This is a genomic window from Nonomuraea sp. NPDC004702, assembly GCF_053601695.1.
Genome location: NZ_JBSGCE010000060.1, coordinates 1 through 26,514, shown reverse-complemented (window position 1 = coordinate 26,514; position 26,514 = coordinate 1). Strand labels below are relative to the sequence as shown.

22 protein-coding genes are annotated in these 26,514 nt (G+C 73.2%); 7 read left to right on the top strand and 15 right to left on the bottom strand.

Annotated features, from left to right (window positions below):
• Window positions 1–69: 69 nt before the first annotated feature.
• From ACWEJ6_RS43015 to ACWEJ6_RS43005, 3 genes are all read right to left on the bottom strand, one after another.
• Complete coding sequence (locus ACWEJ6_RS43015) at window positions 70–1,071, bottom strand: hypothetical protein (RefSeq protein ID WP_387669945.1); 1,002 nt, start codon at window positions 1,069–1,071, stop codon at window positions 70–72.
• A gap of 37 nt (window positions 1,072–1,108) precedes the next feature.
• Complete coding sequence (locus ACWEJ6_RS43010; RefSeq protein WP_452431295.1) at window positions 1,109–2,719, bottom strand: ABC-F family ATP-binding cassette domain-containing protein; 1,611 nt, start codon at window positions 2,717–2,719, stop codon at window positions 1,109–1,111.
• A 223-nt stretch (window positions 2,720–2,942) separates the two neighbouring features.
• Window positions 2,943–3,479, bottom strand: coding sequence for a CGNR zinc finger domain-containing protein (locus ACWEJ6_RS43005; protein WP_358293235.1), 537 nt, complete (start codon window positions 3,477–3,479; stop codon window positions 2,943–2,945).
• A 25-nt stretch (window positions 3,480–3,504) separates the two neighbouring features.
• On the opposite strand from ACWEJ6_RS43005, the gene ACWEJ6_RS43000 reads away from it, so the two are divergent.
• Together ACWEJ6_RS43000 and ACWEJ6_RS42995 are read left to right on the top strand one after the other, a co-directional pair.
• Window positions 3,505–3,687, top strand: a complete 183-nt coding sequence (locus ACWEJ6_RS43000) for a hypothetical protein (protein ID WP_352354135.1) — start codon at window positions 3,505–3,507, stop codon at window positions 3,685–3,687.
• Between the two features lie 50 nt (window positions 3,688–3,737).
• A complete protein-coding gene (locus tag ACWEJ6_RS42995) occupies window positions 3,738–5,507 on the top strand; it encodes an AMP-dependent synthetase/ligase (protein WP_452431294.1) in 1,770 nt (589 codons plus the stop codon).
• A 76-nt stretch (window positions 5,508–5,583) separates the two neighbouring features.
• On the opposite strand, the gene ACWEJ6_RS42990 is transcribed toward ACWEJ6_RS42995, so the two are convergent.
• Window positions 5,584–6,474 carry an NAD(P)-dependent oxidoreductase gene (locus ACWEJ6_RS42990; protein ID WP_452431293.1) on the bottom strand — a complete coding sequence of 297 codons (891 nt, stop codon included), beginning with the start codon at window positions 6,472–6,474 and terminating at the stop codon, window positions 5,584–5,586.
• An 87-nt stretch (window positions 6,475–6,561) separates the two neighbouring features.
• Between ACWEJ6_RS42990 and ACWEJ6_RS42985 the strand changes: the two genes are divergently transcribed.
• Entirely contained in the window at window positions 6,562–6,963 is a 402-nt protein-coding gene (locus ACWEJ6_RS42985; RefSeq protein WP_452431292.1) for a MerR family transcriptional regulator, read from the top strand.
• A 19-nt stretch (window positions 6,964–6,982) separates the two neighbouring features.
• Here the strand turns inward: ACWEJ6_RS42985 and ACWEJ6_RS42980 are convergent, their stop codons facing one another.
• The 6 genes from ACWEJ6_RS42980 to meaB all read right to left on the bottom strand — a co-directional run bounded on the left by ACWEJ6_RS42980 (window position 6,983) and on the right by meaB (window position 13,525).
• Entirely contained in the window at window positions 6,983–8,044 is a 1,062-nt protein-coding gene (locus ACWEJ6_RS42980) for a glycoside hydrolase family 19 protein (RefSeq protein ID WP_387669951.1), read from the bottom strand.
• A 105-nt stretch (window positions 8,045–8,149) separates the two neighbouring features.
• The gene (locus ACWEJ6_RS42975) at window positions 8,150–9,217 is read right to left on the bottom strand and encodes an acyltransferase family protein (RefSeq protein WP_452431291.1); all 1,068 of its coding nucleotides are present in this window, start codon (window positions 9,215–9,217) and stop codon (window positions 8,150–8,152) included.
• A complete protein-coding gene (locus ACWEJ6_RS42970; RefSeq protein WP_452431290.1) occupies window positions 9,214–9,834 on the bottom strand; it encodes a TetR/AcrR family transcriptional regulator in 621 nt (206 codons plus the stop codon). The genes ACWEJ6_RS42975 and ACWEJ6_RS42970 overlap by 4 nt, the downstream gene beginning before the upstream one ends.
• A gap of 177 nt (window positions 9,835–10,011) precedes the next feature.
• On the bottom strand, window positions 10,012–11,619 hold the full coding sequence (locus ACWEJ6_RS42965) for a CehA/McbA family metallohydrolase (protein ID WP_452431289.1): 1,608 nt from the start codon (window positions 11,617–11,619) through the stop codon (window positions 10,012–10,014).
• A 2-nt stretch (window positions 11,620–11,621) separates the two neighbouring features.
• Entirely contained in the window at window positions 11,622–12,248 is a 627-nt protein-coding gene (locus ACWEJ6_RS42960) for a hypothetical protein (RefSeq protein WP_452431288.1), read from the bottom strand.
• Window positions 12,249–12,556: 308 nt separating this feature from the next.
• Window positions 12,557–13,525 carry a methylmalonyl Co-A mutase-associated GTPase MeaB gene (gene meaB / locus ACWEJ6_RS42955; protein ID WP_352354119.1) on the bottom strand — a complete coding sequence of 323 codons (969 nt, stop codon included), beginning with the start codon at window positions 13,523–13,525 and terminating at the stop codon, window positions 12,557–12,559.
• Window positions 13,526–13,626: 101 nt separating this feature from the next.
• Here meaB and ACWEJ6_RS42950 point away from each other — a divergent pair, with 101 nt between their 5' ends.
• Complete coding sequence (locus tag ACWEJ6_RS42950; RefSeq protein WP_452431287.1) at window positions 13,627–15,354, top strand: protein kinase domain-containing protein; 1,728 nt, start codon at window positions 13,627–13,629, stop codon at window positions 15,352–15,354.
• Between the two features lie 91 nt (window positions 15,355–15,445).
• Here the strand turns inward: ACWEJ6_RS42950 and scpA are convergent, their stop codons facing one another.
• The 5 genes from scpA to ACWEJ6_RS42925 form a co-directional block, all read right to left on the bottom strand.
• A complete protein-coding gene (gene scpA / locus ACWEJ6_RS42945; protein ID WP_364334009.1) occupies window positions 15,446–17,590 on the bottom strand; it encodes a methylmalonyl-CoA mutase in 2,145 nt (714 codons plus the stop codon).
• Window positions 17,587–19,302 carry a methylmalonyl-CoA mutase family protein gene (locus ACWEJ6_RS42940; RefSeq protein WP_452431286.1) on the bottom strand — a complete coding sequence of 572 codons (1,716 nt, stop codon included), beginning with the start codon at window positions 19,300–19,302 and terminating at the stop codon, window positions 17,587–17,589. The genes scpA and ACWEJ6_RS42940 overlap by 4 nt, the downstream gene beginning before the upstream one ends.
• A 45-nt stretch (window positions 19,303–19,347) precedes the next feature.
• A complete protein-coding gene (locus ACWEJ6_RS42935; RefSeq protein ID WP_397164170.1) occupies window positions 19,348–20,127 on the bottom strand; it encodes an N-acetylmuramoyl-L-alanine amidase in 780 nt (259 codons plus the stop codon).
• A gap of 78 nt (window positions 20,128–20,205) precedes the next feature.
• Window positions 20,206–21,144, bottom strand: a complete 939-nt coding sequence (gene mtnA, locus ACWEJ6_RS42930; RefSeq protein ID WP_452431285.1) for an S-methyl-5-thioribose-1-phosphate isomerase — start codon at window positions 21,142–21,144, stop codon at window positions 20,206–20,208.
• 41 nt (window positions 21,145–21,185) lie between these two features.
• A complete protein-coding gene (locus ACWEJ6_RS42925) occupies window positions 21,186–23,051 on the bottom strand; it encodes a CASTOR/POLLUX-related putative ion channel (RefSeq protein ID WP_387669961.1) in 1,866 nt (621 codons plus the stop codon).
• Window positions 23,052–23,146: 95 nt separating this feature from the next.
• On the opposite strand from ACWEJ6_RS42925, the gene ACWEJ6_RS42920 reads away from it, so the two are divergent.
• The 3 genes from ACWEJ6_RS42920 (at window position 23,147) to ACWEJ6_RS42910 (ending at window position 26,467) form a co-directional block, all read left to right on the top strand.
• Window positions 23,147–24,697: a serine/threonine-protein kinase gene (locus ACWEJ6_RS42920; protein ID WP_452431284.1), complete on the top strand. Its 1,551-nt coding sequence runs from the start codon at window positions 23,147–23,149 to the stop codon at window positions 24,695–24,697.
• Between the two features lie 56 nt (window positions 24,698–24,753).
• Window positions 24,754–25,866: a DUF5925 domain-containing protein gene (locus ACWEJ6_RS42915; protein WP_358293268.1), complete on the top strand. Its 1,113-nt coding sequence runs from the start codon at window positions 24,754–24,756 to the stop codon at window positions 25,864–25,866.
• Between the two features lie 118 nt (window positions 25,867–25,984).
• The gene (locus ACWEJ6_RS42910; RefSeq protein WP_452431283.1) at window positions 25,985–26,467 is read left to right on the top strand and encodes a hypothetical protein; all 483 of its coding nucleotides are present in this window, start codon (window positions 25,985–25,987) and stop codon (window positions 26,465–26,467) included.
• Window positions 26,468–26,514 lie beyond the last annotated feature (47 nt).

Here is a 26,514-nt window from a genome sequence, read left to right as displayed (position 1 = left end):
TCCCGGCAGCCGGAAAAGGGCCGCGCGTTCGCGCGGCCCTTTCGCGTGTGCGGGCCCGGCTCTGGAGGGTCAGCTCGGGAAGTCGTCGGGGTTGACGGGCGCGGTGCGGGCGTTGCCGCCGGAGATGGCGTGCAGGGTGACCCGCCAGTCGTGCCAGAGGATCTGGGTGGCGGTGACCGTGGTCTTGAACTTCACCGACTTCTGGAACCGCTCGAAGCTGCACTGGCGGCTGAAGGACCGGCTCTTGCCGTCCCAGTCCACGCCGTGGGTGAAGTAGATCTTGTACGTGCCGTCGGGCACGCCCCTGACCTTGAACTTGGCCTTCTTGCGCACGTACACGCTGAACGTCTTGCCGCCGCCCCTGACCGCCGTGACGACGGCGTCGCGGGTGCCGCCGTTGTCGACCTCCAGGGAGCTGCGTCCGCCGAGGGAGGTCCGGCGGATGAACGCGCCGTTCTTCAGCCGCCTGTTCTGCTTGCCGCCGGCCTTGACGGTGACGACGTCGGCCGGGTAGTCGCCGGCGCTCTGCAGCGCCTCGCCCGCCTTGTTCAGGGCGGTGAGCTTGGTGTTCAGGTCGCTCAGCACGGCCGAGGGGGTGCACAGCTCGCGGCTGCCGACCTTGCCCGCCGTGGAGCCGAGCTCGGTGGCGAAGTCGCGCAGGCTGGTGACGTACGCGTCGTGCTGGGCGCGGATCTCGGCGGGCGGGGCGATCGCGGACAGGGCGTCGGCGGCGCCGCTCAGCGCCTGCTCGGCCTTGTCCACGCGCTGGTTGAGCGCCTGGACGCCGCGCGCGCCGGCCAGGCCGCTGATCGCGCCGGTCATCGCCTTGTGCCTGCTGTCGAGCTCGCCCTTGTACGCCTCCGGCGTCAGGGCGCTGACGGCGGGGCTGGACCCCGACGAGGGGTCCCCGCCGGGATCGCCACTGGGATCGCCGCTGAAGGCTCCGCCCTTGCCGTCCGCCACGCCGCTGACCTTCGGCTCACCGCCGGTCAGCGGCGGCGGAGAGGAGCAGGCGGCGAGCGTCACCGTCGCCAGGGCGAGAACGCAGGAGATCAACCGGGGTGAAGCCACCTGCCCCACTATTGCCCGGTTGATCCCCAGACGTCAATTACGATTCGGCCAGTCCCTCATCCCGATCCTGTCGCAGCCACCGGGTGATCCCCAGCGTCTCCAGGAACGGGACGTCGTGGCTGGCCACGACGAGCGCGCCCCGGTAGGCCGCCAGCGCCTGGGAGAGCTGGCGAACGCTGGACATGTCCAGGTTGTTCGTCGGCTCGTCCAGCAGGAGCAACTGCGGCGGCGGATCGGCCGACAGCAGCGCGGCCAGGGCGGCGCGGAACCGCTCGCCGCCCGACAGCGTGCCCACGGGCTGGTCGGCCCGCGTGCCGCGGAACAGGAAGCGGGCCAGCCGCGCCCGCACGTCGTTGACCGAGGCGGCCGGCGCCACGGCCCGGACGTTGTCCACGACGCTCAGGGCGTCGTCGAGCACGTCCAGCCGCTGCGGCAGGTCCCCCACCGGGACGTGCGCGCCGTGCTCGACGATCCGGCGCAGCAGGGTCGTCTTGCCCGACCCGTTGGGCCCGAGCAGCGCGATGCGTTCGGGGCCCCGGACGACCAGCCGGTCGAGCGCCTTGAGCCCCTCCCGGCCGGGCGTGCCGTCGGGGCCGCCGGAACGGCCGGGAGGGTCGAGCGGCAGCGTCAGCAGGGTCCGGCCGGCCGGGACGGCGGTGCCGGGCAGCTCGACGCGGATCTCGGCGTCGTCGCGCACGGCCAGCTCCGCCTCGGTCAGCCTGCCCCTGGCCGCGGCCAGCCGCTCCTGGTGCAGCGCACGGTGCTTGCCCGCCGACACCTGGGCCTTCATCGTGAGCCCGCCGGCGACGATCTTGGGCACCTTCTTGTTCTCGAACGCCTTCCGCGCGGTGCGGCTGCGCCGGTCGAGCTTGGTCCTGGCCTCGATCAGCTCGCGCTGCTGCCGCCGCACCTCGCCCTCGGCGGTCCTGACCGTGCGCTCGGCCGCCTCTTGCTCGGCGGCGACCTGCTCCTCGTAGTCGCTCAGATTGCCGCCGTACAGGCGCACGGCGGCGTCGCGGAGCTCGGCGACCTGGTCCACGAGGTCGAGCAGCGCCCGGTCGTGGCTGACCACGACCAGCACCCCGGGGTACGCCGAGACCGCGGCGTAGAGCCGCCGCCGGGCGTCCAGGTCGAGGTTGTTGGTGGGCTCGTCGAGCAGCAGCACGGCGGGACGCTTGAGGATCTGGGCGGCCAGCGCGACCATGACGGCCTCGCCGCCCGACAGCGTCGCGACCGTGCGGTCGAGCCCGACGTGGCCGAGCCCGAGCCGGTCGAGCTCGGCCCGCGCGCGTTCCTCGACGTCCCAGTCGTCCCCGATGGCGGTGAAGTGCTCCTCGGCGACGTCGCCGCTCTCGACGGCGTGCAGCGCGGCCCGCTTCCCGCTGATCTCCAGCAGGTCGGACACCGTGCGGCTGCCCTCCAGCGGCACGTTCTGCGGCAGGTACCCCACCTCGCCGGTGACCGAGACCGAGCCCGATCCCGGGGTCAGCTCCCCGGCGATGATCTTGAGCAGGGTGGACTTGCCCGACCCGTTCGCCCCGATGAGCCCGGTACGCCCGGCGGGGAAGGCGGCGTCGAGACGGTCGAGCACCATGGTCCCGTCGGGCCAGCCGAAGGACACGTGATCGACGACAATGGAAAAAGACATGTGGCGGCTCCCATCACAAAAATCGAAATTTCGTGACTTGGCGGGAACACCGCTGCGCGCGCGACAACCGGACAGCTTGAGCTGGGAAGAACCGGGGCGAAGAGGTCGCCGAGGTCGAGGTGCGCACGCGACAGAGCCCGTGACCGGGCGGTAGGCGCGGTGCCCGCGGCCTCAGATCCTCACGTCAGCTGCCCCCAGGGGTCGGCGATACGACCCCGACACACTACCCGAAACACGACCGACGGGCAACGTCCCGGGCGCGATGGGCGGCCACGTTGACCCGGTTCGCGCAGGTCAGCGAGCAGAACCGGCGCCGCCCGTTACGCGAGGTGTCCACATAGACGGTCTCGCACCCCGTCCGGTCGCACCGCCCGAGCCGCCGCCCGTCGGAGAAGCACACGGCCATGGCCAGCCCGCCCGCGGTGGTGTCCTTGGCCCTGGAGACGATGTCGGCCTCGGCGGAGAAGAAGTGCAGGTGGGGTTCGAGGCCGTCGTGGGTGCTGATGTGCGGCCTGGACGCGGTGATCTCCAGCAACTCGTTGATCAGCCGCACCTGGACGCCGAGGTCGGGCTCCCCGAAGACGGGGGCCAGCCGGCGCGCCCAGGCCGCCAGCTCCGCCGCCTGGGCCGGGGTGACGTCCGTGCGCCACATGGCGTTGGCCGTGAGCGTCTCCCGCACCGCGGCCGGGCTGAAGTCGCTCGCGTTGACCAGGGCCGCGGCGAGTTCGGCGCCGTTGCCGCCGTAAGTGTTGAAATGCACAAGGTCATTACATCAGGTTGGAGTCATGCATCCCGGAGAGCCGCACGACCCCTTCGCCCTGACCCTCGTCTCCTCCCACCGCACCTCCGAGGGCCTGGTCTCCTACCTGCGCTGCGCCTGCGGCGCATGGGAGGTGCGCACGTCCAGGACGGTCGCCAGCGCCGGCCCGCCCCCGGCCGGCGGCAGGTCGATCACGGCCATCGACTGATCCGGCGCACTCGTCCTAGAGTCGGCGGCACACCCCTCAGGAGGTCAGGCATGTCCAGCATTCCCTCCCTGCTGCGCGACCGGATCGCGGCCACCCCCGACGCCGAGGCGTACCGGGTGCCGTCGGGCGAGGCGTGGACCTCCCTGTCGTGGAGCGAGGTCGGCGAGCGCGTCCGCGGACTGGCGCTGGGGCTGTCCAGGCTCGGCGCGGGGCCCGGCAGGCGCGTGTCGATCCTCTGCTCGACCAGGCTCGAATGGATCCTCGCCGACCTGGCCGTGCTCTCCACGGGCGCGGCCACCACCACGATCTACCCGTCGAACACGGCCGCCGAGTGCGCCTTCGTCATCACCGACTCCGGCAGCACGATCGTCATCGCCGAGGACGACGAGCAGGTGGCCAAGCTCAGGTCCGTGCAGAAGGAGCTGCCCGACGTCACGCGCGTGGTGGTCGTCGACGGCTCGGCGAGCGACGACGGCTGGGTGGTCACCCTCGACTCGGTCGGCCAGGGCGAGGGCGACGCGCCGGACGACTACGACGCCCTGGTGGACGCCATCGCCCAGGACGACCTGGCCACGCTCATCTACACCTCCGGCACCACCGGACGTCCCAAGGGCGTCGAGCTCACCCACGACAACTGGCTGTTCGCGGCCGGCTCGGTCCGCGAGATCGGCCTGCTGTCCCCCGCCGACCTGCACTTCCTGTGGCTGCCGCTGTCCCACTCGTTCGGCAAGCTGCTGGAGGTCGTGATGATCGACATCGGCGTGCCGACCGCGATCGACGGCCGCCTCGACCGCATCGCCGACAACCTCGGGGCGCTGCGCCCGACCGTGATGGCGGCCGCGCCGCGCATCTTCGAGAAGATCCACAACACGGTCGTCGCCACCGTGCGCCGCGAGGGCGGGGTCAAGCTGCGCGTCTTCGAGTGGGCGCGGGAGACCGGCCTGCGGGTCAGCAGGGCGCGGCAGCGCGAGGCGGCCGTCCCGCTCACCACCCGGGTCGAGCACGCGCTGGCCGACCGGCTGGTCTTCGCCAAGCTGCGGGCGCGCTTCGGCGGCCGCATCCGCTTCTTCATCTCCGGGGCCGCGCCGCTGTCGCGGGACGTGGCCGAGTTCTTCGACGGCGCCGGCCTGACGATCCTGGAGGGGTACGGCCTGACCGAGTCGTCGGCGGGCAGCTTCCTCAACCGTCCCGAGTCGGTGCGGTTCGGCACGGTCGGCCCGCCGCTGCCGGGCACCGAGGTCCGCATCGCCGACGACGGCGAGATCCTCATCGGCGGGCGCGGCGTGATGCGCGGCTACCACGGCCTGCCCCAGGAGACGGCCGAGGCGCTGGCGGACGGCTGGCTGCACACCGGCGACATCGGCGAGCTCGACCAGGCCGGCCGGCTGCTGATCACCGACCGCAAGAAGGAGCTGATCAAGACCTCGGGCGGCAAGTACGTCGCCCCCACCTACCTGGAGGGCCGGATCAAGGCCGCCTGCCCGTTCGCCTCGCACGTGTTCGTGCACGGCGACCGCCGCAACTACGTGACGGCGCTGGTCACCCTCGACATGGACGTCGTGCGCCCGTGGGCCGAGGCCGAGTCGCTGCCGGCCGACCCCGAGGCGCTGTGCGGGCACCCGCGCATGCGCGAGGAGGTCGACAAGGCGATCCGGCAGGTCAACGCCGACCAGGCCAGCTACGCCACGGTCAAGAAGTTCGCGATCCTGGCCGGCGACTTCACCGTGGAGACCGGCGAGCTGACGCCCAGCCTCAAGATCAGGCGCAAGGCCGTCGAGGAACGCCACGCCGACGTCCTCGACGGCTTCTACGCCGACTGACGACGCCCGCCGACCGACGGCGGCGGGCCCGAGGACCCGCCGCCGGCCGGCGAGCCTGGCGCCGGGGCCCGTCGTCTCACTCCTGGCCGGAGGGCTTGCGGAACTGCTCGATCAGCGCCGTGTAGCCCGCGCCGCCGTGGCCCGCCGCGACGGCCCGGCCGGCCAGCTCCCTGATGAAGCGCGGCAGCGTGGCGTCCACGCCGTGCGACTCGCTCTCGTGCACGAGGTGGTCCATGGCGGCGACGTGCGTGTCGAGGGTCGAGTCGGTGGCCGGGTGCGCGCCCTCGTCGATCTGCCGCGCGTAGTCGGCCAGCCAGCCGGCCACGGTCTCGACGCCGTTCCGCGCGACCGGGGCGAACGCCGCCGCCTCCACCCCGGCGGCCCCGAGCAGCGCGGCGCCCTGGAGGAAGCCGTTGAGGATGTTCCACATCAGGCTCAGCACCCCGACGTCGTAGAGCGCCGACAGGCCGTGGTCCGCGCCGAGGTACGTCGTCGCCCCGCCGAGGCTGCGCAGGGCTGGCTCGTGCAGGTCGAAGGCCGATCGCGGGCCGCTGTAGAGCAGGGCGGCCGCCGGGGTGCCGATGGCGGCGGGGGTGGTCATGATCGCGCCGTCGAGATAGGCGCCGCCGTGCCCGGCCACCCGCGCGGCGGTGTCGCGGGCCTCGGCGGAGGTGCCGGAAGTGAGGTTGACCAGGACCCGGCCGTCCAGGGCGGCGCCCAGCGGGTCGAGCACCTCGCGCACGGCGTCGTACCCGGTCAGGCAGACGACCACGAGCGGGGCGGCGGTCACGGCCTCCAGCGCCGACCCGGCCCGTGCGGCGCCCTGCCCGGCCAGCCGGTCGGCCTTGGCCGCCGTACGGTTCCAGACGGTCGTCGGCCGGCCGTCGCGCAGGAACGCCCCGGCCAGTGCCTCTCCCATCAGCCCCAGGCCGAGGACGGTCACGGGGGTACGGCTTTCCTTCGTCATCACAGTCGCTCTCCCAAAAGAGGTGGTTCAGCAGCTATGGGAGAATCGTCAACGTTCAGACCGGTATGAAGGTCAAGGGGGACGGCCGTGCTGATCGGTGACCTGAGCCGGCGGACCGGCGTCCGCCCGCACCAGTTGCGCTACTACGAGGCCCAGGGCCTGCTGGAGCCCAGCCGCCGCGCCAGCGGCTACCGCGAGTACGACGACGGCGCCGTGCTGACCGTGGCCCAGATCAGGAAGCTGCTCGACGCCGGGCTGTCGACCGACGAGATCGCGTACCTGCTGCCCTGCGTCACGGGCCCCGACCCCGATCTGGTGCCCTGCCCCGAGCTGCTGGACACGCTGCGCGCCCGGCTGCGCGGCCTCGACGAGCAGATCGACACGCTCAGCCGCTCCCGGCGCGCCCTGCGCGGCTACCTGGAGACCACCGAGCGGCGCGTGCCGGCCGATGAGGCCGGCCGGGCCCCCGCGGGAGCGCGGCCGGCCTGATCGGGCGCCGGGGAGGCGGTCAGCAGGACAGGTTGCCGCCGGGGGCGACGCCGAGGATCTGGGTGAAGCGCTGGTAGGCGTTGACCCGGCTCTGCACCTGGCCCGGGTTGCCGCCGTTGCACTCCAGGCTGCCGTTGATGCTGCGGATGGTCTCGCCGAAGCCGCGGCTGTTGACCATGGCGTCGTGCGGGGTCATGGTGCCGGGGCCGTTCTGGGTCATCCAGTACCACAGCGCGGTCTTCCAGGCCACGGACGCGTTCCGCTCCACCTGCCAGGGGTCGTTCAGCAGGTTGATGCCGAGGGCGTCGCCGGCGGCCTTGTAGTTGAAGTTCCAGCTCAGCTGGATGGGCCCGCGGCCGTAGTAGGCGGCCTGCCCGGCCGGGCAGCCGTAGGGCTGGGTCGCGTCGCAGTAGTGCGGGTAGTTCGCGGTGTTCTGCTCGACGATGTAGACCAGCCCGCCGGTCTCGTGGCTGACGTTGGCCAGGAAGGCGGCGGCCTCCTGCTTCCTGACGGTGGCCGAGCCGGTCCCGGCGAAGGCGGGGAAGGCGGCGATCGCCGTGGTCAGGCCGCTGTAGCTGTAGAAGGAGTTGCGGCCGGGGAACATCTGGTCGAACTGCGCCTGACTCACCACGAAGCCTCCCGGGTCCGGCGGGTCGGTGGGCGTGCCGCCGCCGTCGCACGCGTACGGGTCCCAGTACCAGGTGCTGATCACGGGGTCGTAGCCGGGATTGTCGTGGACGGCGATGTAGTAGTTGCCGTCGGTGTAGCGCACGATGCTGCCGGTGGCGTAGTACCGGCCGGCCACCCAGTTCGGGTGGTCGCAGCCGGGCGTGGGGGTACCGCCGCCGCAGGCGCCCTGGTCGGCCCAGACCGCGGCGGTGCCGGGGGTCTCGTTCTGCGTCCACCACCTGGCCGACCAGTTGTGCCCGCCGCGGGACACCACCGCGCCGCCGTTGTAGGCCGTCGAGGCGTTCCACGGCGTCGCGCACGTGGCCGCCCCGGCCGGCGGGGCCGGCACGACGGCCGACAGGACGCCCGCCACCAGCAGCGCGGCGGCGAACAGCGTCAGGCTCCGGCGCACCCCGATCACTTCCCTTCACGGAATCTCTTAAGAAAGTTTCCTAAGAGTTAGCGCGATGGTGGCACGCCGCCAAGGGCCCGGCAAGGCCCAAAGTCAAGCCCGCGGTCAGAGGACGCGCCTGGCCCCCGGCAACGACCGGACCGCGTACGCCAGCCCCCAGCACAACGGCAGCGACACCGCCAGCACGAGGGCGAACTTGACGACCGCCGCAGCGTGCAGCCCCCGCACCGCCCAGGCCACGGCGACCAGCACCAGCGGGTGGATGACGTAGACCGCATAGGCGTTGCCGGCCAGGAACCTGCCGCGCGGCCCCTGCTCGGCGAACCGCTCCCTGAACAGCACCACCAGCCCGACGATCATGCCGACCGCGAACACGGACTCCCACAGCGCGTTGATCGCGACCGCGACCAGGCCCGTGGTCAGGGCCGCGGGCGGCAGCAACACCACGGTCGCCACGCCCGCGACGGCGAACCCGGCCCGCCCGGCCCGCCTGGGCAGCGCCTCGAACCAGCCGCGCCGGAAGGCGACCACGCCGGCCGCGAACATCGCCGCGTACTGCGGCAGGAAGTAGGGCGTGGGCAGCCCGAGCACCGGCACGTACGTGCCCTGGGGCACCGGGATCCGCCACAGAAGCGTGGCCGCCGCCAGCCCGAGGGTGAACAGCACGACCCCCTTGAGACTCGGCGCCCCGGCCCTCTCCGCGTCGGCCCGCTGTCCACCGGCACGCCGCCACCACGCGTAGAGCAGGGCGAAGACGATCAGCACCTCGACGAACCACATCGGCCCCGGGTCCCACGAGACGATGTACCACTTCCAGAACGGCATGCCGTGCTCGCCGATCGTGAGCAGCGGCCGCAGCAGCAGGAGGAAGACCAGCAGCGGCACCCCGAGCCTGACCAGCCGGTCGCGGACGAACGCGCGCCCGCCCTTGCGGTCGTGGGAGCCGGGGGTGAAGAAGCCGGAGATGAGGAAGAAGAACCCCATGAAGAACGCCTGGTTGAAGACCACCAGGATGTCCAGCGCCGTCCCGGAGGGGTCGGCGGCCGGCTCGGTGTAGTACCACAGCGGGATGTTGCCGTACGTGACGGCGACGTGATGGGCGACGACCAGCGCGGTCAGCAGCACGCGCAGGTTGTCGACGGCCAGGAGTCTGGTGCCGGTCTCGGTCTTCATCGCCTGCATGCCCTCTCGAACAGGTCGGCCAGCTCCGCGGCGTGCGCGTCGAGGTCGTGGTCGGGGTTCGCCACCCAGTAGGCGAACATGTCGTCGATGGCGGAGAAGTGGGTGATGGCCATGACGCGGCGGTCGAAGTCGCGGAACTCGCCGCTGGACTGGCCGTAGGCGTAGATCTGCTCCATCAGCTGGTAGAGCTCGTCGTTGGCGTTGACGCCGTAGCGCGGCTCCCCGTCGGCGGTGCGCAGGTTGTAGAAGATCTCGCCGAGGGCCTTGAGTCGGGTGCGGTGGTCGCGCATGTGCTCGGCGACGGCGAGGATGTGCATGCGCACCATGGCGGTGGGGCCTTCGACGCCCTCCATCCGCGCCATGACGTGTGCGGCGATCTCGCCGTAGACGCTGTTGACCACCTCCTCCATCAGCTCTTCCTTGCCGGCGAAATGGTAGGAGATGACGCCCTTGCTGATGCCCGCGTGCTGGGCGATGCGCGCCAGCGACGCCTGACCGAACCCGACCTCGGCGATCACCTCCACGGCCGAGGCGATGATCTGCGCCCGCCTGGCCTCCTCGATGAACGAGCGCGCCTTCTGGCCACCCGACTGATTTTCTGACCGCATGGCCAAAATCTAGCACAAGCGGCCAGAAACGCGGGCGGGTCAGGGGTCGCACAGGGGTCGGAAACCGCGAGAGGTCAGGGACCGCGAGAGGTCAGGGACGCGCCGGGGTCAGGGACGCGCCGGGGTCAGGCATCGCGCCGGGGTCAGGGACGCGCCGGGGTCAGGGACGCGCCGGGGTCAGGACAGGCGGTCGCGGTAGACCTCTCTGGCCTGGTCCAGCAGGGCGATGTGGTCGGCGAGCTGGCCGGGGGCGGTCAGGCGGGCGTGCGACCTGATCAGCTCCTCCAGCAGGTCCAGCCACTCCAGGCACCAGCGCACGTCGTCCCGCCTGGCCACCCGGCGGCCGGCCAGGTCCACGTAGACGGGGCTGGTCAGGGCGTAGCCGGTGCCGGTCATGGTGCGCGGGTGGGGGTCGCACACGACCTCGGCCAGCACGTACGTCGGCTCGTCCACGCGCAGGTCGGCCGTCACGGTCAGGCGCTCCTCCCCGTCCGGGCGCCGCTCGCCCGCCGGGTGCCGTTCGCCCGCCGGGTGCCGCTCGCCAGGCGGGAGCCGTTCCGCGCCCGCGCGCACGCCCTCGGCCGTGCGGACGCGCACGGCGGCCACCTCCGGGCCGATCGCGGTGGCGGTGACCCGGACGAGGTCGCCGGGGCGGGCGTCGATGACGTGGCCGGGGCCGTGCCCGTCCACCGTCAGCTCCAGCCACGGGCCGGTGGTGGCGAACGTGCGGCCCGCCCGTACCGCGTCGGCGAACGCGCGGGCGGTCAGCTCGCCCTCCACCCGGGCGTAGACGCGGGCCCAGCCGGGCGGGTTGGACTGGTTGTCCGAACGCGTGAAGGAGATCATCGAGTCGGTCCCGGCGGTGACGGCCAGCCGGTTGCCGGCGCCGATCAGCCGCCGGTAGACGGCCGCCGTGGACGGGATCGAGGCGTGGGTGAGCACGTCGAGGCTGTCCACCAGGCCGAGCGCGGCGTCGGCGACCAGCTCGCGGGCCGCGCAGTTGCGCGGCGCCGGGGAGACGACGGCCCTGGGCGGGTCGCCGTCGGCGAGCGGCGTGGCGAAGGGGTGGCTGTAGCCGAGGACCGCGCCGAGGCCGCGCAACTCGCGCAGCCCCTCGGCGTTCGGCGGCCAGTCGGCGTCGCCGGCGAACCCGGTGTGGAACCGGCCCGGCGCGCGCTCCGGGGCGAAGGCGTAGACGTGGCCGAGCAGGTCGTTGCGGTACTCGACGCCCATGCGGGCCAGGTGGGTGGCGTCGGACCAGGGCAGGTCCTCCCCCGCCCAGTGGTCGAGGGCCTCCCGGTCGTAGACGCGCGGCCCCGAGACGTTCCCGGCGAGCAGGTTGAGCACGTGCAGGTCCTCGCCGAGCTGGGCGGCGGCCGCGTCGGCGGGCAGGCCCACCAGGTCGCCGGCCCAGTTGAGGTGGACGTGCAGGTCTCCGCCGTACCAGCCGCGGGCGGCGGCGTCGTAGAGGCGTTCCGGGGTGAGCCGGACCACGCGTTCCTCGCCCGGGGCGAGGGTGACGTCCAGGGCGGACTCGGTGTACTCCATGCCGCGGGTGACGGTGATCGTCAGCGGTTCGGCCGGGACGTCGAGGGTGCGGCCGTCACCGTGGAAGTAGGGCCTGCCGTGGTAGTCGTGCCGGGCCGGGACGCCGGGCGGGTACCAGCCGCGGCCGTCCCGGGAGGCGACGCTCCACCGGCACGGCTCCCCCGCCACCAGCGTGAGCCGGGCGGCGGGGACCGGGCGCAGCAGGGGGTCGAGCCGGACGCGCTGCCCGTCGGCCACGATCACACTGCCCGCGTCGGCCTCGACCAGCCAGGCCCCGTGGGGGCCAGCTCGCGGCGGACGTCGTCCACGCTGACCGGGCAGGGGGTGTCGCGGGAGGAGTCGACGAGCAGGAAGATCTTCTCCGCACCGCGCCCGGAGGGCGACAGCGGCGCCTCAACGGCCGTCGCGGGCCGGGCGTCCGCGACCGGCACCGCGCCCACTTCGCGCGGGCCCGAGTGCGGGCCCGAGTGCGCGCCCGAGTGCGGGCCCGAGTGCGGCTCTCCCGGGGTCAGGACGGTGATCGGCGCTCCGCGCAGCTCGATCCGGTCGGGGCCGACGCGCAGCGCGGTCAGGTGCGACGGCAGCTCGCCGGCGAGGGCGTCGCGCAGCACCCGGTCGTAGTCGGGCTCGGCGAGGTGGGCGGCCAGCCGGTCGATCGGCTGCCCCGGGTGCAGCCGCGCGGCCTCCTCGAAGGCCAGGCGCCAGAACGTGCCGAACAGCGAGGGCGGCAGCACCCTGCGCCGGGCGAAGAACTTCACGTAGTGGATCTCCGGCTCGCCCCAGGTGATGCCGTGCTCGGCCAGCAGGCGACCGTACTCCTCCAGGGCCTCCGCGACCGTTCCGGGCAGCATCGGTTCCGCACACATCTGCGCATCTCCCCACGTCGGTTGCGCGACATCGTGACATGTCCCGCTCAAGCCGTCGGATCGGAGATGACGCTGCGGATGCGGATATTTCTCCCGCGGGCGCAAGTCTGTTCCTCCGGGGAGTGGAGAGCTCCCGACGCCCGCAGCCGGACGTCAGGGCCGCTCGAACGCCCGCCGCCGGACGTCAGGGCCGCTCGAACACCGACAGCCGGACGTCAGAGCCGCTCGAACAGCGACGGCCGGGTGTCAGGGCCGCTCGAACACCGACAGCCGGACGTCAGGGGCGCTCGAACAGCCACGGCCGGGTGTCAGGGCCGTTTGAACACCGACAGCAGGCGGTCGGCGGCGAGCGCGGGGGTCAGCTCCCCCGCCAGCACCTCCCGCTCGACCTCCGCCGTGATCGCCGCCACCTCGGGGTCGTGGCGCAGCTCGGCGAGCAGGCGGTCGCGGACCAGCGTCCAGGTCCACTGGACCTGCTGACGGCGGCGCTTGGCGGCCAGGTCCAGCGAGTCCTGATGGGCCAGGATCCGCCGCCACAACTCCTCCAGACCGTCGCCGGTGAGCCCGCTGCAGGTCAGGACGGGCGGCGGCCCGGCGTCCGAGCGGAGCATGCGCAGCGCTCCGGCCAGCTCCCTGGCCGCCTTCCTGGCCGCGAGCTCGTACTCGCCGTCGGCCTTGTTGACCGCGATCACGTCGGCCAGCTCCAGCACGCCCTTCTTGATGCCCTGGAGCTGGTCGCCGGTACGGGCCAGGGTGAGCAGCAGGAACGTGTCCACCATGTCGGCCACGGCGGTCTCCGACTGCCCGACCCCGACGGTCTCGACCAGCACCACGTCGAACCCGGCGGCCTCCACCACGACCATGGCCTCCCTGGTCGCCTTCGTGACGCCGCCGAGCGTGCCGGAGGTCGGCGACGGGCGGATGAACGCGGCCGGATCGACCGACAGCCGGGCCATCCGGGTCTTGTCGCCGAGGATGCTGCCGCCCGTCCTGGTCGAGGAGGGGTCGACGGCCAGCACGGCCACCCGGTGCCCCTGGCCGGTGAGGTACGTGCCGAGCGCGTCGATGAAGGTGGACTTGCCCACGCCGGGCACGCCCGAGACGCCGACCCGGCGGGCCCGGCCGGACAGCGGGGTGAGCTCGACGAGCAGCCGCTGGGCCAGCGCCATGTGGTCCGGTCTGGTCGACTCGACCAGGGTGATCGCGCGGGCGATCCACGTACGGGAGCCTGCCCGTACGCCTTGGGCGTAGTCCTCCAGCGAGCGCACGCGGTTCACCCCTTTCTTCTCATTGATCAGCCTAACTTCTGACAAGTCCGGTTATTTGCCAGTAAGGTGCTGGAGTTCTGATCACAGCCGTCACAGGAGTCACTCCCCTCATGCCCAACGTCGAACCCCTCCGCGAGGGCGACCCGGCGGCGGTGGGACCCTACCGGCTGGCCGGGCGGCTCGGCGCGGGCGGCCACGGTGTCGTCTACCTCGCCCGCGGGCGCGACGGCGGTCCGGTGGCCGTCAAGGTGCTCGCCGAGGGCGTCACCGCCGGTGAGCCGTTCGCCAGGGAGATCGCCGCCGCGCGTGCCGTGGAGCCGTCCTGCGTCGCGCGGGTGCTGGACGCCTCGGTCAGGGGCCGGCCGTACGTCGTCACCGAGTACGTGGACGGGCCCTCGCTCCAGGACGCCGGCGCCCTGCGCGGCGCGGACGAGCTGCGGCGGCTGGCGGTGACGACCGCGACGGCACTGGCCGAGGCGCACCGGGCGGGCGTCGCGCACCGCGACTTCACGCCGTCCAACGTGCTGCTCGGGCCGGACGGTCCGCGGGTGACCGACCTCGGCGTCTCGGCGGCGTTCGGGACGGGGGTGAGCGCGACCGGCGCCATCACGGGCACGCCCGCGTACATGGCGCCCGAGCAGCTCTCGGGACGGGAGGCGGGCGCGCCCGCGGACGTGTTCGCGTGGGCGTCGGTGCTCGTCTTCGCGGCGACGGGGATGCCGCCGTTCGGCGAGGACTCGCTGCCGGCGGTGATCAACCGCATCCTGCACGACGAACCCCGCACCGGCGACCTGCCGCAACCGCTGCTCGGCGTGGTCCTCGCCTGCCTGGCCAAGGACCCCGCCCGCCGCCCGCCCATGGCCGACGTCCTCCGCCACCTGCTCACCATCCCCGCCGCCACCTCCGGCCCCTCCCCCCACCCGGCACCCTCAGGACCCCGACCCCACCCGGCACCGTCGGGACCCCCGACCCACCCAGCACCGTCGGGACCCCCGACCCGCCCGGCACCCGCCGGAGCGCCACCCCACCCGGCACCCGCCGGCCCCTCGCCTCGCCCGGCACCCGCCGGAACGCCGACCCGCCCGGCGGCCCCCGGGGCGCCGGCTCGCCCGGCGCCCGCCGCAGGGCCCGGGGTCGCGTCGGGGACCACCGGACTGCGTCTTGTCGCGGGCACGCCACCCCTCACCCACGGGGGATCGCCGGACCCACAGGCCCCGGCCCCACAGGCCCCCGCCCCACAGGCCGCCACGCCGGGAAGCGCGCCCAAGGTCAAGGTGCGGCGGCGGGTGAAGACCGCGATGGTGGCCGGGGTCTCCGGGGTGTCCGTGCTGGTGTTGTCGGGCGCGATCGTGTGGCTCACTCCCTCGACGCCCACGCCCAAGGCCACCCACGTGGCCGACGTGACCACCGCCCCCACCCCCGCGCCCACCCCCGGCACCGCGACCTCCCCCACCCGACGCCCACGACACACCCGCACACCGGTCCCCGGCCCGCAGGACGAGAGCACCTCCGGCGCCACCCCGGCCCCCGACCGCCTCACCCTGGCCTCCCTGCGCCCGTCCGGCGGCACCAGGAACGGCGACTGCTGGGACGGCGCGGTACGGCTCCAGGCGGCGGTGACCAGGACCGGCGACCCGGTAACCCTCCGGTACACCTGGATCGTCGACGGCACGGTCACCGCCCGCTCCTCGGCCACGGTCGCCGAGGACGCCCCCCGCCACCTGACCTCGCCGACCGCGCTGACGACCGCCGGCCCCCACAGCGTCACGCTGCGGATCACCGCGCCGGTCACCCGTCAGCGCACCGTCGCCGTCACCATCTGCGACGACGCCCTCTGACCCGGGCGAGCCGCCCGAAGGGTCACGGGCGGCCGGTGACCCGCCGAGCCGCCCGCAGCGCTACGGGCGGCCGGCGAGGGTCCGGAGAGCGCTACGGGCGGCCGGTGAGCGTCCGGAGCAGATCGAGGGCGGCGTCGGCGATCACCGTGCCCGGCGGGAAGATGGCGGCGGCGCCGGCGGCGCGCAGCTCGTCGTGGTCGCCCGGCGGGATGACGCCGCCCACCACGATCATGATGTCCGCCGCGTCGAGGTCGGCCAGGGCGCGCCGCAGCGCGGGCACCAGCGTGAGGTGCCCGGCCGCCAGCGACGAGACGCCCACGATGTGCACGTCGGCCTCGACCGCCTGCCTGGCCACCTCTTCCGGCGTCTGGAACAGCGGGCCGACGTCGACGTCGAAGCCCAGGTCGGCGAAGGCGGTGGCGATCACCTTCTGGCCCCGGTCGTGGCCGTCCTGGCCCATCTTGGCGACCAGGATGCGCGGGCGGCGGCCCTCGTCCCGCTCGAAGTCGGCGCAGGCCAGGCGGACGCGCTCGATGGCCTCGGCGTTGCCTGACTCGTCGCGGTACACACCGGAGATGGTACGCACCTGCTCGGCGTGCCGGCCGAACACCCGCTCCAGGGCATCGGAGATCTCGCCGACGGTGGCCTTGGCGCGGGCGGCGTCCACGGCGAGCTTGAGCAGGTTGGCGTCGAGGCCCGGCGCGGGGTTCTCGGCGGCCTTGGTGAGCGCGTCGAGCGCACGCTGCACGGCCTCGCCGTCGCGCTCGGCCCGGAGACGGGCCAGCTTGTCGAGCTGCTGGGCGCGTACGGCGCTGTTGTCGACCTTGAGCACCTCGATGGGCTCGTCGTCGGCGGCGCGGTACTTGTTGACCCCGATGACCGGCTGGCGGCCGGAGTCGATGCGCGCCTGGGTACGGGCCGCGGCCTCCTCGATGCGCAGCTTGGGCAGGCCCGCCTCGATGGCCCTGGCCATGCCGCCGGCCGCCTCGACCTCCTCGATGTGGGCCCAGGCGCGCTCGGCGAGGTCGTGGGTGAGCCGCTCGACGTAGTAGGAGCCGCCCCAGGGGTCGATGACCTGGGTGGTGCCCGACTCCTGCTGCAGGAGAAGCTGGGTGTTGCGGGCGATGCGGGCCGAGAAGTCGGTGGGCAGCGCGAGCGCCTCGTCGAGGGCGTTGGTGTGCAGCGACTGGGTGTGGCCCTGAGTGGCGGCCATGGCCTCGACGCAGGTGCGGGCGACGTTGTTGAAGACGTCCTGGGCGGTGAGCGACCAGCCGGAGGTCTGGCTGTGCGTGCGCAGGCTCAGCGACTTGGGGTTGGCCGCCCCGAACCGCGACACCAGCTTGGCCCACAGCAGCCGCGCGGCGCGCAGCTTGGCGACCTCCATGAAGAAGTTCATGCCGATGCACCAGAAGAACGACAGCCGGGGGGCGAACCGGTCGACGTCCATCCCGGCGGCGATCCCGGCGCGCAGGTACTCGACGCCGTCGGCGAGGGTGTAGGCGAGTTCGAGGTCGCAGGTCGCCCCGGCTTCCTGGATGTGATACCCAGAAATGCTGATCGAGTTGAACTTCGGCATCTTTTCGCTCGTATAAGCGAAAATATCCGAGATTATGCGCATCGAAGGGGCCGGCGGATAGATGTAGGTGTTGCGGACCATGAACTCCTTGAGGATGTCGTTCTGGATGGTCCCGGCCAGCTCCTCCGGCGCGACGCCCTGCTCCTCGGCCGCCACGATGTACATCGCGAGCACGGGCAGCACCGCGCCGTTCATGGTCATCGACACCGACATGCGGTCGAGCGGGATGCCGTCGAAGAGCTGCCGCATGTCGTAGATGGAGTCGATCGCCACCCCGGCCATGCCCACGTCGCCGGCCACGCGCGGGTGGTCGGAGTCGTAGCCCCGGTGCGTGGCCAGGTCGAAGGCGACCGACAGGCCCTTCTGCCCGGCCGCCAGGTTGCGCCGGTAGAAGGCGTTGGAGTCCTCGGCCGTGGAGAAGCCCGCGTACTGGCGGATCGTCCAGGGCTGGTTGACGTACATGGTGGGGTAGGGCCCGCGCAGGTACGGGGCCGCGCCGGGATAGGTGCGCAGGAAGTCGAGCCCGTCGAGGTCGGCGGCCGTGTAGAGCGGCTTGACCCCGATGCCCTCGGGCGTCTCCCACACCTCGCCCCCGGGGACGGCCGCCGCGCCGGAGCCGGCCCCCGGCCCGAGCGGGACGCCCGAGAAGTCGGGGATCATCGCAGCACCTCCAGGTCCTCGAACGTCTGACGGAGCACGGCGAGCGCGTCGCACCCCGCGTAGAGGCAGGCGTCCACGCCCTCGTAGTCTCCCTTCCCCGCCAGCCAGACGCGTCTCGCGCCCGCGTGCCGCAGGGCGGCGGCCACGGCGCGGGCGTGCTGGGCGTACAGCTTGTCGGTGGAGCACAGGCAGGCGACGGCGGCGCCGCTCACGGCGAAGGCGGTGGCGATCTGCTCGGGGTCGGCGCCCGGCCCGGCGGTCTCGGTGGCCAGGCCGCCGGCGTGGAACAGGTTGGCGGCGAAGGAGGCTCGCGCGGTGTGCGCGGCGACCGGGCCGATGGTGGCCAGGAACACCTTCGGACGCTCGGGCAGGGCGTCGGCGACGTCGCGCAGCGCCTCGAACTCCTGGGCGTAGCGGGCCACCGGCCGCCCGGCGGGGGCGGGCGGCCGGCGCAGCGGCTTCTCGCCGGGATCGGGGAACTCGCTGACGCCGGTGATCGGGAAGCGGCGGTGGGCGATGTCGTCGTCGCGGCGGGCCCGGGTGGCCGCGACGCGCCGCTCGATCAGCTCGCCGGCGGCCTCAACGCCTCCGGCGGCCTCGATCTCCTGGAACCACGCCCAGGCACGCTCGGCCAGGTCGGCGGTGCGGCGTTCGACGTACCAGGAGCCGCCGGCGGGGTCGGCCACCCGCCCGATCCCCGACTCCTCCAGCAGCAGCGACTGCGTGTTGCGGGCGATGCGCCGGGAGAAGGCGTCGGGCAGGCCGAGCGCGGCGTCGAACGGCTGCACGGTGACCGCCTCCGCCCCGCCGACGCCCGCCGCGAAGCAGGCCAGCGTGGTGCGCAGCATGTTCACCCAGGGGTCGCGGGCGGTCATCATGGCCGCGCTGGTGACGGCGTGCTGGCGCTGGCCGCCGTGCTCGGCGGCGCCGCACACCTCGGCCACCCTGGCCCACAACCGGCGCGCCGCGCGCAGCTTGGCGATGGTGGCGAACTGGTCGGCGGTGGCGGCGTACCGGAAGTCAATCTGGCCTAGCGCTTGCTCAACCGTGAGGCCGGCGCCGGTGAGCGTGCGCAACTCGGCCACGCCCCGCGCGATCGAGCAGCCCAGCTCCTCGGCGTCGGCGCCGCCCGCGTCGTGGTACGGCGTGGCGTCGACCATGACCGCGCGCAGCCCCGGGACCGCGACGCACCGCCCGGCCAGCTCCGCCGCCTCGACGCCGCTCGCGCCCAGGTTGCCGCTGGGCGTGACGCCCTGCGCGGCGGCCAGGCCGAACAGCGCCTCGGCGGCCTCCCGCGTGCGCTCCCCCGCCTCCAGCACGATCGGGGCCAGGTCGAGGTAGACGTCCTTCAGCACGGCGGGCAGCGCGCCCACCGGGATCGCGCCGTCGCCGACGACCAGCCAGAGCGAGGTGACGCCGTTCTCCAGATCGGCCAGCACCGCCTCGGGGTCGGCCACGGCGTGCCGCTGCCGGACGTCCCAGCCGGGCCGCGCCCGCGCCCCCCGCGTGAACGGCGGCGCGCCCGGCAGCCCCGGATCGCCCGGCAGGTCGCCCGCGTCGTAGAGCGGCATGACCGGCACGCCGTCGTAGGTCGGGCTGGACAGCGCCTCCTCGGGCGAGCCCGCCTCGACCCCCGACTTGCGCAGGACCTCGACCGCCAGCCTCCGCCAGTCGTCGCGAGTGGTGGGAGGAAAGCCCGCTGCCAGTTCCATGCAACGGATAGTAGGCGCTGCCCGGCCGCCGCAGTAATCCGGGGGTTACCCGTCAGCCGTCGGCGCCTCCCAGGCCAGCCTCCACGTGAGCGGGCCCACGATCCCGTCGTCCTCGACGCCCTGCTCGCGCTGGAACTCGCGGCACACGTCGCGGGACCGGGCGCCGTACGCGCCGTCGACGGTCAGGTCGTAGCCGCGCTTGTGCATCTGCCGCTGCCAGGTGCGCACGTCCTCGCCCTCCATGACCGGCGGGTACTTCAGCAACCGGCCGGGGAAGGGCGGCGCGCCCTTGGGCGGCGGCGGGGTGGTGCCGCCGCCGGGGCGGGGGGCGCCGCGCTTGATCCAGGCGTACAGGGGGTCGCCGGGGCAGTCGGTCGAGTAGCCGTCGCGGTGGCCCTTGATCTCCTTGCCGGCGCCGCCCCGGTCGCGCACGTACTGGACGGCGTCGAGGACGGCGTCCAGCATCGCGTCGGGCGGCTGCACGAGCCCGGCGTTGCCGACCAGCCCGAGCACGGCGTAGTGACCGGCGTTGAGCCCGGGACCGTTGGCCGCCGGCAGGTGATGCAGCCCCCGCCCCTCGAACACCTTCCGGTGCGGACAGGCGACGAAGCTGTAGCCGATGTCCATCCAGCCGTTGCCGTCCATGTGGTACGCCTGGATCGATCGCACGAGGGAGACGCAGCCGGCGTGGTCGGACACGATGGCGGGTTCGACCCGGCCGCCGGTGTAGTGGACCTTGACGCCCTTGGTCGAGTCAAGCTGGGTGTAGGAGCCGCGGGGCGCGCGGGCCTGCCAGTCGCGGCGTAACACCAGATCGATGTCCACGAGTGCTCTCCGAGAGTAGATATCGGGACGACCGAGCGTAACGCCAGCGAGGTGAGCAGGTCCGGGGATCGCGCTATTTCACGGTCTGATCACCCGCCGTTCGGTCACGATCGCGGTGATCAGATCGTGCGGCGTCACGTCGAACGCGGGGTTCAGCGCCTGTGTGCCCTCGGGGGCCAGGCGTACACCTCCGACGGTGAGGATCTCCTCGGGGTCGCGATCCTCGATCTCGATGTGGTCGCCGGTCGGGGTGGCGGGGTCGATGGTGGACTCGGGCGCGACCACGATGAACGGCACTCCGGCCCGTTCGGCGCCGAGCGCGAGCGCGTACGAGCCGATCTTGTTGGCGGTGTCGCCGTTGGCGGCGATGCGGTCGGCGCCGATGAGCACCGCGTCCACCTCGCCCTTGGCCAGCAGGTACGGCCCCGCCGAGTCGGCGACCAGCCGGTGCGGCGCGCCCATCCTGGCCAGTTCCCAGGTGGTGAGCCGGGCGCCCTGGAGCAGCGGGCGGGTCTCCAGGGCGAGCACCTCGGCCAGGCGGCCGCGTTCGTGCAGGGTCTGGACGACGCCGAGGGCGGTGCCGCGTTCGACCGCGGCCAGGCCGCCGGTGTTGCACACGGTCATGATCCGCAGCCGGTCGCCCTCCAGCAGGGCGGCGCCGCGCTCGCCCATGGCCAGGCAGGCGGCGATGTCGTCGTCGCGGATCCGCAGCGCGGCCGCCAGCACCGCCTGCCGGCCCTTGTCCAGGTGGGCGGCGGCCTGGTCGACGCCCCAGGCCAGGTTGGCGGCGGTCGGGCGGGCCGCGCGCAGTTCGGCGATCTGGCCGAGGTCGCCGTCGGCGAGGACGACGCCGAGCGCGCCGGCCACGCCGAGCGCGGGGGCGCCGCGCACGGCCAGCCGCCTGATCGCCGCGACGAGCTCGGCCACGGTCTCGACGCGCAGCCGCACGCACCGGCCGGGCAGCAGGGTCTGGTCCACGAGCTCGACGGCGTCGCCGGCCCAGTCGATGGTCCTCACGCCGCACACGGTAGCCGACGGGTCCTGGGCCGGGCCGGGGGTCAGCGTTCGGCCAGGACGATCACCGAGTCCCCCCGGCCGAGGACGACGGTGTCGCTCTTGGCGGGGTTCAGCACGATTCCGTAATGCGGCGGGACGTTTCTGGAGACGTTGTCGCGGTAGCCGATCGCGGTCTCGCCCCTGCGCCGGGCCGCCTCGACGATGGTGGCGAAGGTGACCTCTGTGCCGGTCCGGACGTAGGAGGCGGCGGGCCGGGGGTAGATCTCCGAGCCGTGCGAGTCGAACAGGTAGCCGAACACGTCGGCGAGGTGCCGGTTCTCGGCGAGCTGGGCCAGCAGCAGGCCGATGACGGTGTCGCTGATGACGATGTCGTCGGCCTCGGTGACCTCGGCCAGCGCCCGGTTGCCCTCGTCGTGCATCTCGCTGACGATCGAGTAGTGCTCGCCGAGCGTGCTCTGCATGTCGCGGAGCTGGAGCAGGGTCATGAGCGTGCGGGTGTCGGCGTGGTGGGGGTCGAAGCGGTCGTCGGACAGGACGATGACGTGCTGGTAGAGGCCGACGCCGAGGGATTCCAGCGCGTACCGGTCGGTGGTGTCGCAGTCCTTGACGTTGACGGTGAGGGTGCGCAGCCCGGTCAGGCCGGTGCCGGCCTTGGGGTGGTCGGCGGCGATGTCCAGGACCGAGCCCGTGGAGACGTAGCCGTCCAGGTAGCGCACGATCTGCTCGGCGCGGCCGTTCCAGTTGAGCAGGAGGGTGCGTTCGGGCTCGGGCTGCGGGGCGGCGGCGGTGGTGACGGCCTGTTCGTCGATCGGGGGCTCGCCGGTGGCGAGGGTGATGTGGGAGTCGTCGTGGGCGATGACGACGACCTGGTCCTTCGCCGTGATGACGGTGTCCATGGGCGGGTTGAGCACGACGCCGGCCGGGCCGCGTAAGCCGATGACGGCGGCGGTCTCGTAGGCGTGCAGGGCCTTGCTGTAGGTGGCGCCGACCAGTTCCTCGTCGGCGCGCAGGTAGATCTCGCCGCCGTCGAAGTTGAGCAGGTCCATGCAGACGACGGACATGCCGGACTGGCGGGAGGACTGCACGATCAGCCGGGAGGCGGTGTCGTCGGAGTCGACGAGGTGCACGTCCTCGCCGCCGGCCAGCCGGGCGGCGGCGAGGTTGCGGGCGGAGGCCAGGGCGGCGACCACGGGCGGGTGGGAGCCGTCCCGTTTGGCCAGGGCGAGCAGGATCTTGATGACGTGCGCGTCGGGGTCCTCGCCCTCGGGTGAGAGCACGACGACGGACCTGGCGGCGGTGAGGTTCATCAGGCCGAGGTCGCGCGGCTCGGTGGGACGTCCGGTGCGGCAGACCAGGCGGGTCCTGCCGAGGTCGCCGACGTGCTCGCGGATGTCCTCCTCCATGGCGAGCTTGTCGCGGTCGGCCAGGACGGCGATGACCGAGTTCTTCTGGCTGGCGTGCGCCTTGACGAGCTCGGTGACGATCGTGAAGATCTGGTCGGACCAGCCGAGCACCACGGTGTGGCCGGACTCGACGATGCGCGAGCGGCCTCTGCGCAGGCGGTCCACCTTCTGCTTGAGGCCGTTGGACAGCAGGCCGACGAGCATGCTGACGATGAAGATGCCGCCCAGCGATCCGGCGAACATGACGGTCATGTAGCCGAACGAGCCCTTGTCGCTGGCGACCTTGCTGGGGGTGAGGGCGTGCATGAGGGCCACCCACAGCACCTGCCCGGGGCCGCTGACGCCGTCGGGCTCGTCGGGCGCGAGCCAGAGCGTGAGCGCGGCCACCACGAGGATGAGCGCGACCGACACCACCGCGAGCCAGCCGATGAGCGAGGCCGTCCCCCTGGACATGGTGTTGTCGAACCAGTACCGCGCCCGTTCGCGGACCGTGATCCTCGACACTTCCCCGATACCTCCGTGTAAGGAGTGATTTAAACCGACGTCACAAGGTACCGGGCGATCTTGGCTTCCGCATGGCGACCGGTAACCTAGCCGCCATGGTGACCCCCCTCACACCGGACGATCCGGCGTTCCTGGGCGATTTCCGGCTGGCCGGGCGTCTGGGCGAGGGCGGGCAGGGCGTGGTCTACCTGGCCCACTCCGCCTCCGGGGAGCCGGTCGCGGTCAAGCTGCTCAACGCCGGCGACCAGGAGACCCGGGCCAGGTTGGCGCGCGAGCTCGACGCGCTGGAGTCGATCGCCTCCTTCTGCACGGCCCGCGTGCTCGGCGTCTCGACGCGGGGCTCGCGGCCGTACGTGGTGAGCGAGTTCGTGGACGGGCCCTCGCTGGCCGACCGGGTGGCCGGGAACACCGCCGGGAACGCGGCTGGGAACGCCGCTGGGAACGCCGCTGGCAACACCGCCGGGCGCGGCCCGCTGCGCGGCGGGGAGCTGGAGCGCCTGGCGGTCGGCACGGCCACCGCGCTGGCGGCCATCCACGCGGCCGGGGTCGTCCACCGGGACTTCAAGCCGTCCAACGTGCTGCTCGGGCCGGACGGGCCGCGGGTGGTGGACTTCGGCATCGCCAGGGCCGAGGGGGCGGCGACGCACACCTCGGGGCTGGTCGGCACGCCCGCGTACCTGTCGCCGGAGCAGATCGCGGGCTCGCCCGCCTCCGGGGCCTCCGACGTGTTCGCGTGGGGGGCGACGATGGTCTACGCGGCCACGGGAGTCAGCCCGTTCGGGGCGGACACCGTGCCGGCGGTGCTGCACCGGGTGCTGCACGCCGAGCCCGACCTGTCGGCGCTGCCGCCCCGGCTGCGCGGGCCGGTCGCCGGCGCCCTGGCCAAGGACCCCGCCCACCGCCCGACGGCCGCCGCCCTCCTGATGACCCTGGTCTCCCCCACCCCGGCCACGGGAGCGGGAGCGGGAGCGGGGCCGGGAGCGGGGCCGGGAGCGGGGCCGGGAGCGGGGGCTCTGAGGGGCGATCCGGGGGCGGCCGACACGCGCGAGAGCCGCGCGGCCCGAAATCGGGGACGCCGTGCCCTCGTCGGCGCCGGAGCGGCCCTGCTGGCCCTGGCCGTGGCCGGCGGCGTGGTCCTGCTGACCACCCGCACGCCCGGCTCGACCGCCACCCTGTCCACCCCGCCGCCGTCCACGGCCGCCGCCGCCCTCTCCACCCCGCCGGCCACGGCCACCGGCCCCGCCACACCCGCCGCGACCTCCGGGACGGCCACGGCGCCGGCCACCGCGACCCCCGGCGGCACCGGCGATCTGAAGATCCCGGCCGCCTTCGCCGGCACCTGGTCCGGCCACACCGACACCACCAACCCGCTCGACCCCGACGGCGCAGAGAACACGGTGGAACTGAAGGCCGGCCAGTCGCGGGCGGCCTGGACGGAGAAGGACTCCCAGGTCGACTGCGCCGCCACGATCACCCTGACCGAGGTACGCCCGGACCGGCTGACTTTCTCCCTCGGGACGTCCACGGGCGGCTGCATCCCGGGTACTGTCTGGCTGGAGCTTGAAGGCGACACTCTCACCTACACCTGGCGGGACGTGCCCGGCCTGGGCATGGTCACCCAGACCGGCGATCTCGGCAAAAAGTGACCGAACCACTCGTATAACCCTTCGACATCCGAGCCCACGAAGGAGATCCTTTACCTATGTCTGTGATCAGGGAGGTGCCGTTCCCCAGCGCGGACTCCTCGTCCGAGCTGCCGATGAACATCTGGATCGACGACGCCGACTCAGCGATCGACGTCATCGACGCCCTGGCGTTGTCGCCGTTCGCGACCGGCGTCCAGCCCTGGTCCAAGCTGGCCAATCTGGAGCGCGTACGTCCGGACGCCCGGTTGCAGCCGGCCGAGGGCCGGATGCTGCGCACCGCGCAGGTGGAGGACGGTTCGGAGTCGCGGCTCATCTGCGGCGAGGGCTGGACGCTGCGGGTCGTGCGGCACCGCAACCGCACCGCCACGGTGAGCGTGACGGCGGTGAGCGAGGAGCTGGCCGCCTCGGTGCTGAAGGAGAGCATCGACGGCGCCGAGGAGCCGATGCCCGACGCCGACCACGTCGAGATGGGCTTCTGGTGGCGCGGCTCCCACGGCGGCAACCGGTCGGAGAAGCCGATCACCGCCCAGCCGTGGGACGAGATCGGCACGAACTACTCGGCGCAGGTGCGCCCGGCGCTCGGCCGCCTGATGGCCACCACGCCCGCCGACGTCAACGGCCGGCTCATCCTGCTGCACGGCCAGCCCGGCACCGGCAAGACCACGCTGCTGCGCACGCTGGCCAAGCAGTGGCACGACTGGTGCCAGGTCGACTGCGTGCTCGACCCCGAGCGGCTGTTCAACGACCCGGGCTACCTGATGGAGGTGGCGGTCGGCTACGACACCGACGACGACACGCAGCGGTGGCGACTGCTGGTGCTGGAGGACTGCGACGAGCTGATCAGCTCGGGCGCCAAGGCCCAGGCGGGGCAGGGGCTGTCGCGGCTGCTCAACCTCACCGACGGCCTGCTCGGCCAGGGCCGCGACGTGCTGGTGGCCATCACCACGAACGAAGACCTGACCCGCCTGCACCCGGCCGTGATCCGTCCGGGACGCTGCCTGGCGCAGATCGAGGTGGGCCCGCTGACCAGGGACGAGGCCGTCGCCTGGCTGGGGTCGTCGCAGGGCGTGGGCGCCTCGGGGGCGACGCTCGCCGAGCTGTACGCCCTGCGCGCCGGCCGCGCGATCGCCCCGGCGGGCACGGACGAGTCCACCGGTCTCTACCTCTGATCCGGCTCCGCCGGGGGCGCCACGCGCGTCCCCGGCGTCCCGCGCGCCGGGGGCACGTCCGGGCTGGTACGTAAACCAACCGATGTGCGACACCGGGTGTGAAACCACAATATGGCTGGTGCTCACCGTCGATCTGGCGCGCGTCGCCTTCACCCGTCTCACCGTGCCCGGGGGCACGTGGACCAGCGAGGAACACCGGGTCGGCTTCGCGGCCACCCAGCTCGTGCCCTCGTGGACCGCGCGCACCCCGCCGGGCGGCGGGGTCGAGGTGGAGCTGCGGGCCAGGACCGGGGCGGGCACGCTGACCAAGTGGTACGTCATGGGCCGGTGGTCCGAGCACGGGCCGCGCACCTCGGTGCCCGGCCAGGGCGACGAGGACGGCGACGTGGCCGTGGACACGTTCGTGGCCAGGCGGCCGGTCGTGGCGTTCCAGCTGAGGGTCACCGCGCGCGGCGAGGGCGCGCGGATGACCTCTCTCGGCGTGCTGGCCTCGGCCCTGCCGCAGCGTCCGGTCACGGTGAGCACGCCCGGGGTGGCCGGGCACGTCGAGCTGGACCGGCGTCATCCGGGCCTTCGACCACTTCTGGAACTCCACCGGTGAGCACCCCGAGCTGATGGACCACTACGCCAAGGCGTGGGCGGCGGTCG